Below are 8816 nucleotides of genomic sequence, written 5' to 3'. Positions count from 1 at the left end.
CACCCGCACCCCACCAGGAGGACCCCGTGCGCCACCGACCAGCCCTGGCCGCCGCCGCGCTCACCGCCGGCCTGCTCGCCCCCGGCACCGCCGCCGCCGCACCGCCGCGCGCCGTGGTCGTGCCGTGCGGGGCGGTCCTGACCACCAGCGTCCGCCTGGCCGCCGACGTCGCCTGCCCCGGTGGCACCGGCATCACCCTGGCCGCCGACGGGGTCGAGCTGAACCTCAACGGCCACCGCCTCACCGGTCCGGACGACGGCTCCGGCACGGTCGGGGTGCGGGTGGCCGCCCGCGACGTCGTGGTGCGCAACGGCACCGTGGCCGGCTGGGGCACCGGCGTGCTCGCCGGCACCGACCCCTACGGCGAACCCGAGCAGGGCCCCGTCGGCGGGGTCGTGCGCCAGGTGCGGGCGGAGGGCAACGGCACCGGCGTCGAGGTGCGCTTCGAGGGCGCCCTCGCCGTGCGCGACTCCCGGCTCGTGGGCAACGGCGCCGGCGCCGGCGCCCTCTACGAGGGCCGCCTGCTCGTGGAGGGCTCCACCGCCGACCGCAACGGCACCGGCCTGCACTCCTTCCAGGTCGGCTGGGACGGGCTCGTCGTGCGCGACAGCACCGTGCGCGGCAGCCGCGGCGCGGGCGTGTACTGCAACACCGACGGCCACGCCGTCCTGGAACGCACCACCGTGCAGCGCAACACCAACGGCTTCGGGGCGTTCCTGTGCCACGCGCGCATCAGCGGCTCCGACTTCCGCTGGAACGGCGAGCACGTCGACCCCAGCACGTACCTCGTGGACGGCGACTTCATCGAGGTCACCTGCACGCGCTTCACCCGCGACGGCGGCCCGCTGCCCTTCGAGGCCGAACCGTGCGGCACCGGCGGGCGCGTGTCGGGCACGATCCTGCCGCGCGAGCCGGAGCCGGTGCCGGACGCGCAGGCCGGGTGAGTGCGGGCGGGGCCGCTGCCGTGGCGGACCGGGCCGAGCAGGCGCTGAGCGGCGGGGCGCAGACCGCGGGACTCAGCCACGTCGACGGCGAGGTGGTGCTCGGCTGCCCCTGCCGGCTCTCCGACGCGCGCGTGCTCAGCGCCACCGCGCTGATCGGCGCGTACCCCGGCGCGAGCCCCGCGGCGGTCGTGGACGCCCTGACGCAGCGCTTCGAGCGGGCCCGGGCGCAGCACCGGGCCGCGGGGCGCAGCGGTGGGGTGCGGGCCTTCGAGGGCCTGCTGAGCTGGATGGGTGAGCACGGGGCCCGCGTGGCCGCCGGGTGTGAGCGCCACGCGCCCGCAACGCCGCAGGCCCGGCACCGCGTCTGCGGTGCCGGGCCTGCGGATCGTGCTGGTCGGGGTGACAGGATTTGAACCTGCGGCCTCTTCGTCCCGAACGAAGCGCGCTACCAAGCTGCGCCACACCCCGTGAAGCAACCTCGTAGAGTCTAGCGGACGCGCGGGGGTGCTCCGCACCGGGTCCTCCCCCGCCCCGAAGCAGCACCCCGCGGGCCGCCCGTCAGCGGCGCGGGACCAGCTCCAGCAGCGTCGCCTCCGGCCGGCAGGCGAAGCGGAACGGCGAGTACGGCGAGGTGCCCAGCCCGGCGGACACGTGCAGCCAGGCGTCGTGCCCGCCCGCCGACCAGCGCGAGAGGCCCTTGGCCTGCTCGCGCGGCAGGTCGCAGTTGGTCACCAGCGCCCCGTAGCCGGGCAGGCACAGCTGCCCGCCGTGGGTGTGCCCGGCGATGAGCAGGTCCGCGCCGTCGGCGGTCATGGCGTCCAGGGTGCGCCGGTACGGGGCGTGGGTGACGCCCACCGTCAGGTCCGCGTCGGGCGCGGCGGGGCCGGTGACGTCCTCGTAGCGGTCGTAGCGCAGGTGCGGGTCGTCCACGCCGACGAGCTCGAGGTCCACGTCGCGCACCGACAGGCGGGTGCGGGCGTTGTCCAGGTCCACCCAGCCGGCGCCGGTGAAGGCGCGCACCAGCTCGTCGGTGGGCAGGCGCGGGCCGTCGACCTCGGCGGGGCCCGAGCGCTTCCACAGGTACGCCGCCCAGTTGCGCGGCTGCGGGGCCCAGTAGTCGTTGGAGCCCAGCACGAACGCCCCGGGGCGCTCCAGCAGGCCCGCGTAGGCGTCCAGGACGGCGGGCACGGCGTCGACGTGGGCGAGGTTGTCGCCGGTGGTGACCACCAGGTCCGGCTGCAGGTCCGCCAGGCGGCGCACCCACTCGCGCTTGGCGCGCTGGGTGGGCACGAGGTGCAGGTCCGACAGGTGCAGCACCCGCAGCGGCGCCTTCCCCAGCGGCAGCACCGGCACCACGGCGTGGCGCAGGGTGAAGGCGCGCACCTCGTACCCGGACGCGTACGCCAGGCCCGCCGCCCCGGCGAGCGCGAGCGCTCCGGCGGCGGCGGACGCGGACCTCAGGGCGGTGTGCTGCGGCATCGCCCCATCCTGGCAGCCCCGCTCGCGCGGGGAACCCGCTGGACAGGGGGTGCGAGGATCGGGCTCGTGAGCGAGACCCTCAAGGACACCCTGCAGACCGACCTGACCACCGCCATGAAGGCCCGCGACGAGCTGCGCTCGGCGACGCTGCGCATGGTGCTGACCGCGATCCGCGGCGAGGAGGTCGCCGGCAAGTCCGCGCGCACCCTCTCCGACGAGGAGGTCGTCACGGTCCTGCAGCGCGAGGCGAAGAAGCGCCGCGAGGCGGCGGAGGCGTACGACGGCGCCGGGCGCGTCGAGCAGGCCGAGCGCGAGCGCGCCGAGCTGGGCGTGGTGGAGACGTACCTGCCCACCCCGCTCACCGACGAGGAGCTGACCGGGCTGGTGGACGAGGCCGTGCTCATCGCCTCCGGGGAGGGCCTGACCGGCATGGGGGCCATGGGCGCGGTCATGTCGCGGCTGAAGCCGCAGGTGGCCGGGCGCGCCGACGGCAAGCGCCTGTCCAGCGCGGTGCGGGCGCGCCTGGGCGCCTGAGGCGCCCCGCGGCTCAGGTGGACGCGGCCGCCGCGGCCGACGCCGCGGTCACGGCGTGCAGCAGGGAGACCAGCGCGGCGGGGCGCTGCGGCACGGCGGAGGCGTCGGGGGCCCCCAGCGCGGCCAGCACGGAGACCAGCAGCTCCTTACGGGCGGCGACGTCGGGGTGGGTGCGGTCCAGCTCGAGGAACGCGCCGGGGGTGCGCTCGGCCGGCGCCTTGCCCAACGCCTCGTCGAGCAGGCGCGCGCTCACGCTCAGCCCTCCGCGCCCGGGGTGGGCAGCAGCGAGCGCAGCTCCTCGGCGGTGGGCAGCTGCGAGCGCAGCTCCTCGGCGTCGGGCAGCTGCACCGCGGGCTGCTCGCTGGCCGGCTGCTCGCTCGCCGGCGGAGCGGGCGCCTGGGTGGGCTGCGGGGCCTGGGTGGGCTCCGGCGCCCGGGTGCTCTCCTCCGGCTCCGGCGCCGGGGCGCCGGCGCTGCGGGTCAGGGTGATCGTGGAGCCCGGGGAGGCGGAGCGGGCGCTCTGCTGGGCCACCAGGCCGGCGTCCACGGAGCGGGAGGTCACCCGCCGCGAGGAGACGCTGACCTGGAACCCGGCGGACTCCAGGGCCGCGGTGGCGGAGGAGACGCTGCGGCCCACGACGTTGGGCACGCGCACCCGCCCGTCCTGGGTGGTGGTGCGCAGGCCCGCGTCGCTGCCCGGCGTGAAGCCCTGCACGGGCAGGTTCAGCGCGCTGGAGGCGGGACCGACGATGTTGGCCCAGATGGGGCCGGCGATGGTGGCGCCGTAGACGCGGCCGTAGCGCCTGCCGTTGATGCGCTGGTTGTTCAGCGACTTGGTGCCGCTGGCGTGGCCGACCCACACCGCGGAGGCCAGTTGCGGGGTGTAGGCGGCGAACCAGGTGTCGGCGCTGTCGTTGGTGGTACCGGTCTTGCTGGCCACGGGGCGCCCGATGCGCTCCACGCCCCGGGCGGTGCCGCCGGTCCAGCCGCCCTGCAGGGCCTCGGTGACGTTGCGCGCCACGTTGGGGTCCAGCGCCTGCTTGCAGTCCGCCGAGGGCACCGGCAGCGGCTTGCCCTCGCCGTCGAGCACCTCGGTGATCGCGGTGGGCCTGCAGAAGGTGCCCTCGGCGGCGAACGCGGCGTAGGCGCCGGCGACCGACAGCGGGGTGACGAGGTTGGTGCCCAGCGTCATCGAGGGGTTCTGGTCCAGGTCGCGGTTGACCTCGCCGGTGAGGAAGTTCTTCGTGGGGGCGGCCTTGTAGACGCCCAGCGACTGCGCGGTGGAGGCGATGTCGCAGATGTCGAGCTGCTTCTCCATCGCCACGAACGCGGTGTTCACGGACTGGGCGGTGGCCTGGCGCACGGTCATCGAGCCGGAGCTGCGGGACTCGGAGTTGTAGTACTTGTAGGTCTCGCCGCTGCGGATCTTGGAGCCGCAGGCGGTGAAGGAGCTCACCCGGTCCGAGCCGGAGCTGGGCGAGGCGACCACCGAGTTCAGCGACTTGCCGGCCTTGAGCCAGGCGGCCAGCGTGAACGGCTTGAAGGTGGAGCCCTGCTGGAAGCCGCCGCCGCCGCCCATGTCCTTGCTGACGTTGTAGTTCAGCGTGGTCTGCCCGACGACGTCCTCGTCGGGCGAGTAGGTGGTGTCCTGCGCCATCGCCAGGATGTTGCCGGTGCCCGGCTGCACGACGGAGGAGGCGGCGCGGGGCGACTGGCCGGGGTTGACGCCGGCGTTCACGGCGTCCTGGGTGATCTGCTGGACGTTCCTGTCCAGGGTCGTCCTGATGGTCAGGCCGCCGCGCTTGAGGAGGTTCTGGCGGTCCTCCACGGTGGCGCCGAACGCGGGGTCCTGGGCGATGACGTGGGTGACGTAGTCGCAGAAGTAGGCCGCCGACCCCGCCGCCAGGCAGCCCTGGCGGGAGTACTGCGGGTCCAGCCCGAGCGGGGCGGCGACGGCCGCGTCGTGGGCGGCCTGGTCGATCTTGCCGAGCTTGAGCATCTGCCCGAGCACGACGTTCCGCCGGGCGGTGGCCGCCTCGGGCTTCTTGATCGGGTTGTAGCCGGCGGGGTTCTGCACCAGGCCGGCCAGCACCGCGGCCTGCTGCAGGTCCAGCTGGGCGGCGGGGCGGTTGAAGTAGAACTGCGCCGCGGCCTCGACGCCGTAGACGTTGTTGTAGAAGTACGCGACGTTCAGGTAGGCGGCGAGGATCTCGTCCTTGCTCATCTCCTTCTCGACGTTGACCGCGAGCTTCATCTCCTTGAGCTTGCGGGCGTAGCCGTCGATGCCGTCGGCGTCGACGGCGGCGGCGGCGGCCTGGGAGTCGCCCTGCTCCACCGCCTGCTCGACGAGGACGTTCTTGACGTACTGCTGCGTCAGGGTCGAGGCGCCCTGGGTGCCGCCGCCGCCGGCGTTGGAGACCAGCGCGCGGGCGATGCCCTTGACGTCCACGGCGCCGTGGTCGTAGAAGCGCTCGTCCTCGATGGAGATGATCGCGTCGCGCATGGCGGGGGCGATCTGGTCCAGGGCGACGACCGAGCGGTTCTGGTCGTACACCCGCGCCATGACCGAGCCGTCCGCCCACAGGATCGTGGTGGACTCCGAGAGCTGCTGGTCGCCCAGGTCGCCGGGCAGGTCGTTGAAGAGGTCCACGCCCATGCGGGCGGTGGCGCCGGTGGCCGCGACCGCCGGCACGACGAGCCCGGCGGCCAGGACGCCGGCCGCGGCGCTGACGGCCGTGAAGGCACCGAGCAGCCGGAGCAGGGGACGGTGCGTGGAACCTGACGCCATACCAGCAGCGTAGGCGACGCCGGCGACAGGTCCCCGCCGCCGCGGGACCTCCACGAGCGCTCCGCAGGATCGTGACCGGCCCGCCACCGGCCCCGGACCCCGCCGCGCCCCCCTCAGGGGGGACGTGGAACACGCTCGGTGAGCACGACTAGCTCCAACGGACTACCCGATTTGCTCCCGAATGGCCCTGACGCCGCGCAGCGTGGCGACCATACGCTTCCAGCACGCCCCTGCGCGGGGCGTCAGGGGGATTCACAGGGTCGTCCCCTCCGGGGGGAACCACCGTCCGCGGTGGTCCGCGAGGGGGCGTGACGGGAGGGACCGTCGATGGTGTGGACGTTGGAGTGGGCCAGCCGCGGGGCGTGCAGGTCCGTCACGGCCGACGACCTGTTCGTGCAGGGGTCGGCGCAGAACCGCGCGAAGACGATCTGCGGGGGCTGCCCCGTGCGCACGGAGTGCCTGGCCGACGCGCTGGACAGCCGCGTGGAGTTCGGCGTCTGGGGGGGGATGACCGAGCGCGAGCGCCGCGCGCTGCTCAAGCGCCGCCCCAACGTGGGCTCCTGGCGCCGGCTGCTGGAGGCCGCGCGCGACGCGCACCTGGCCACCGCCGCCGGCAGCCTGACCGGCTCGGGCACCTCCGCCCCGGGAGGGGCGGCGGTGGGCTCGCCGGGCGTCGACGAGGACGTCCTGCACGCCGTCTGAGCGCGGCCCCGCCGCGCCCCGCCCGCCGGCCCGGGGACGGGGCGGGCGGGGCGCGGCGGGCGCACTACGGTGGCCGCCATGACGACCTGGGAGTACGCGACCGTCCCGCTCATCGTCCACGCGACGAAGCAGATCCTCGACCAGTGGGGCTCCGACGGCTGGGAGCTCGTGCAGGTGGTGACCGGCCCCGACGGCAACGGCCTGGTCGCCTACCTCAAGCGCCCCACCGGCGCGTGAGCGCCGCCACGCACTCCGAGCGCCTCGCCGCGCTCGGCCTGTCGCTGCCGGCGGTGCCGGCCCCCGTGGCCGCGTACGTGCCGGCGGTGCGCTCGGGCGACCTGGTGCACACCTCCGGCCAGCTGCCGTTCACGGACGGGCGCCTGCCCCTGACCGGCAAGGTCGGCCAGGGCGACGGGCTCGTGGACCCCGGCACCGCCCAGCAGCTCGCCGCGACGTGCGCGCTGAACGCGCTGGCCGCCGCCGCCGGGGTCGCCGGCGGCCTGGACCGGATCGAGGCCGTCGTCAAGGTCGGGGTGTTCGTCGCCAGCGACCCGGCCTTCACCGGCCAGCCGGCCGTCGCCAACGGCGCCAGCGAGCTGCTCGGGCAGGTGCTCGGCGACGCCGGCCGCCACGCCCGCAGCGCCGTGGGCGTGGCGGTGCTGCCCCTCGACTCCCCCGTGGAGGTCGAGGTCACCGTGCGGGTGCGCGGCTGAGCCCGGCGCCCCGCGCCCCGTGGCGCGGTGGCCCGGTCACCGACCGGGCCACCTGCGTCCTGGCGCCCAACCGCGGGCCGATGACGCTGGAGGGCACCAACACGTGGGTGCTCGCCGCCCCCGGCGCCCGCGCGGCCGTCGTGGTCGACCCCGGCCCCGAGGACGCCGCGCACCGCGCCGCCCTGCTGGCCCACCTGGCCGGGCGCGCCCTGCGCTGCGCCCTGGTGCTGACCACCCACCACCACCACGACCACGCCGACGGCGTGGACGCCTTCGCCGCCGCCGCCGGCTCCCCGCCCGTCCTGCTCGCGCAGGACGCGCGCGAGGGGGAGGTGCACGAGGTGGACGGGCTGCGCCTGGTGCTGCTGCGCACCCCCGGGCACACCGCCGACTCCGTGTGCGCGCTCGTCGAGGGCGAGCGCTCGCTGCTGACCGGCGACAGCGTGCTGGGGCGCGGCAGCACCGTGCTGGCCCCCGGCGGCGACCTGGCCTCCTACCTGTCCTCGCTGCGGCGGCTGGTGGTGCTGGACGCCGCGCAGCCGCTGGGGGCGCTGCTGCCCGGCCACGGCCCGGCGCGCCCCGACGCCCGCGCCGCCCTGGCGGTGCAGCTGGAGCACCGGCTGCAGCGCCTGGAGCAGGTGCGCGCCGCCCTGGACGCCGGCGCGCCCGACGTGGACGCCGTGGTCAGCGCCGTGCACGGGGTGCCGCGCGAGGCGCTGCTGGGCACCCTGGCCGACGCGGCGCGCACGTCGGTGCGCGCGCAGCTGGCGCACCTGGGCGTGGAGCTGCCCGGCTGAGCGGGCGCGGGCGCCTGGGCGGGCGCCTCAGCGGGCGCGGCGGGCCAGGCGGTCGACGTCGTGCAGCACCACGGCGCGCGCCTCCAGGCGCAGCCAGCCGCGGGAGGCGAAGTCCGCCAGCGCCTTGTTCACGGTCTCCCGGGAGGCGCCCACCAGCTGGGCCAGCTCCTCCTGGGTGAGGTCGTGCGCGACGAGCAGGCCGTCGGCGATGGGGCGCCCGAAGCGGCGCGAGAGGTCCAGCAGGGCCTTGGCGACGCGGCCGGGCACGTCGGTGAAGACCAGGTCGGCCAGGGCGACGTTGGTGCGGCGCAGGCGCTGCGCCAGCGCCTGCAGCAGGTGCTTGGCGACCTCGGGGCGGCGGGTCAGCCAGGCCATCATGTCGTCGTGCTGCAGGGCGATGAGGTCCGCCTCGGAGACCGCGCGCGCGGAGCTGGTGCGCGGGCCCGGGTCGAACAGGGACAGCTCGCCGAACATCTCCCCCGGCCCCATGACGGCCAGCAGGTTCTCGCGGCCGTCGGGCCAGCGGCGCACCAGCTTGATCTTGCCGGTGCGCACCACGTAGACGCGGTCGCCGGGGTCGCCCTCGGCGAAGACCTCCTCGCCGCGCTCGACGTGCACGGCCTCCATCGACTGCAGCAGCTCGGCGGAGGCGTCGTCGTCCAGGGCGGCGAACAGCGGCGCGCGGCGGACCACGTCCCCCAGGCTCTCGGCGTCCGCGACGCCGTCGCTCCGCGCGTGCTCCACCGACGAACCTCCCTGTGCGGCCGTGCGCCCCGGCGGGACGCGCCGCCCCCAGTCTGCCGCACGCGGCCCCCGGCGGCCCGGTCGGCCGCCGGGGGCCGCGTGCGGCAGACTGGGGG

Annotated in this window: 11 protein-coding genes and 1 tRNA gene; 7 read left to right on the top strand and 5 right to left on the bottom strand. The window is 76.0% G+C overall.

The genetic code is table 11. The annotated features are described in order from the left end of the window. Window positions 1-944: right-handed parallel beta-helix repeat-containing protein (locus tag GTR00_RS08570; protein WP_205705372.1), on the top strand; the 944-nt coding region annotated here is incomplete at its 5' end. A 20-nt stretch (window positions 945-964) separates the two neighbouring features. Further along, window positions 965-1357, top strand: a complete 393-nt coding sequence (locus GTR00_RS08565; protein WP_166611206.1) for a hypothetical protein — start codon at window positions 965-967, stop codon at window positions 1355-1357. Here the strand turns inward: GTR00_RS08565 and GTR00_RS08560 are convergent. Both GTR00_RS08560 and GTR00_RS08555 read right to left on the bottom strand, forming a co-directional pair. Continuing rightward, window positions 1336-1412: transfer RNA gene (locus GTR00_RS08560), tRNA-Pro, on the bottom strand. The two genes, GTR00_RS08565 and GTR00_RS08560, sit on opposite strands and share 22 nt — an antisense overlap. Before the next feature lie 90 nt (window positions 1413-1502). Next, window positions 1503-2423 (bottom strand): metallophosphoesterase, encoded by a 921-nt coding sequence (locus GTR00_RS08555; RefSeq protein WP_166611205.1) that lies wholly within the window; start codon window positions 2421-2423, stop codon window positions 1503-1505. 66 nt (window positions 2424-2489) lie between these two features. Between GTR00_RS08555 and GTR00_RS08550 the strand changes: the two genes are divergently transcribed. After that, window positions 2490-2957, top strand: coding sequence for a GatB/YqeY domain-containing protein (locus tag GTR00_RS08550; protein WP_166611204.1), 468 nt, complete (start codon window positions 2490-2492; stop codon window positions 2955-2957). 13 nt (window positions 2958-2970) lie between these two features. Here the strand turns inward: GTR00_RS08550 and GTR00_RS08545 are convergent, their stop codons facing one another. Both GTR00_RS08545 and GTR00_RS08540 read right to left on the bottom strand, forming a co-directional pair. After that, the gene (locus tag GTR00_RS08545) at window positions 2971-3210 is read right to left on the bottom strand and encodes a hypothetical protein (protein ID WP_166611203.1); all 240 of its coding nucleotides are present in this window, start codon (window positions 3208-3210) and stop codon (window positions 2971-2973) included. A gap of 2 nt (window positions 3211-3212) precedes the next feature. After that, on the bottom strand, window positions 3213-5744 hold the full coding sequence (locus tag GTR00_RS08540) for a transglycosylase domain-containing protein (RefSeq protein WP_166611202.1): 2532 nt from the start codon (window positions 5742-5744) through the stop codon (window positions 3213-3215). Between the two features lie 327 nt (window positions 5745-6071). On the opposite strand from GTR00_RS08540, the gene GTR00_RS08535 reads away from it, so the two are divergent. From GTR00_RS08535 to GTR00_RS08520, 4 genes are all read left to right on the top strand, one after another. After that, a complete protein-coding gene (locus tag GTR00_RS08535) occupies window positions 6072-6446 on the top strand; it encodes a WhiB family transcriptional regulator (RefSeq protein ID WP_166611201.1) in 375 nt (124 codons plus the stop codon). A 78-nt stretch (window positions 6447-6524) separates the two neighbouring features. Next, a complete protein-coding gene (locus GTR00_RS08530; protein WP_166611200.1) occupies window positions 6525-6683 on the top strand; it encodes a DUF4177 domain-containing protein in 159 nt (52 codons plus the stop codon). After that, a complete protein-coding gene (locus GTR00_RS08525; RefSeq protein ID WP_166611199.1) occupies window positions 6680-7159 on the top strand; it encodes a RidA family protein in 480 nt (159 codons plus the stop codon). The genes GTR00_RS08530 and GTR00_RS08525 overlap by 4 nt, the downstream gene beginning before the upstream one ends. 80 nt (window positions 7160-7239) lie before the next feature. After that, the gene (locus GTR00_RS08520) at window positions 7240-7956 is read left to right on the top strand and encodes an MBL fold metallo-hydrolase (protein WP_166611198.1); all 717 of its coding nucleotides are present in this window, start codon (window positions 7240-7242) and stop codon (window positions 7954-7956) included. Window positions 7957-7983: 27 nt separating this feature from the next. On the opposite strand, the gene GTR00_RS08515 is transcribed toward GTR00_RS08520, so the two are convergent. Then, window positions 7984-8658 carry a Crp/Fnr family transcriptional regulator gene (locus GTR00_RS08515; RefSeq protein WP_166611208.1) on the bottom strand — a complete coding sequence of 225 codons (675 nt, stop codon included), beginning with the start codon at window positions 8656-8658 and terminating at the stop codon, window positions 7984-7986. Between the last annotated feature and the right edge of the window lie 158 nt (window positions 8659-8816).

The sequence above is a fragment of the Kineococcus indalonis genome (genome assembly GCF_009906395.1).
GTDB classification, from domain to species: Bacteria; Actinomycetota; Actinomycetes; order Actinomycetales; family Kineococcaceae; genus Kineococcus; species Kineococcus indalonis.
The sequence above is the reverse complement of the archived record's forward strand: the minus strand, read 5'-3'. Positions and strand labels throughout refer to the sequence as shown.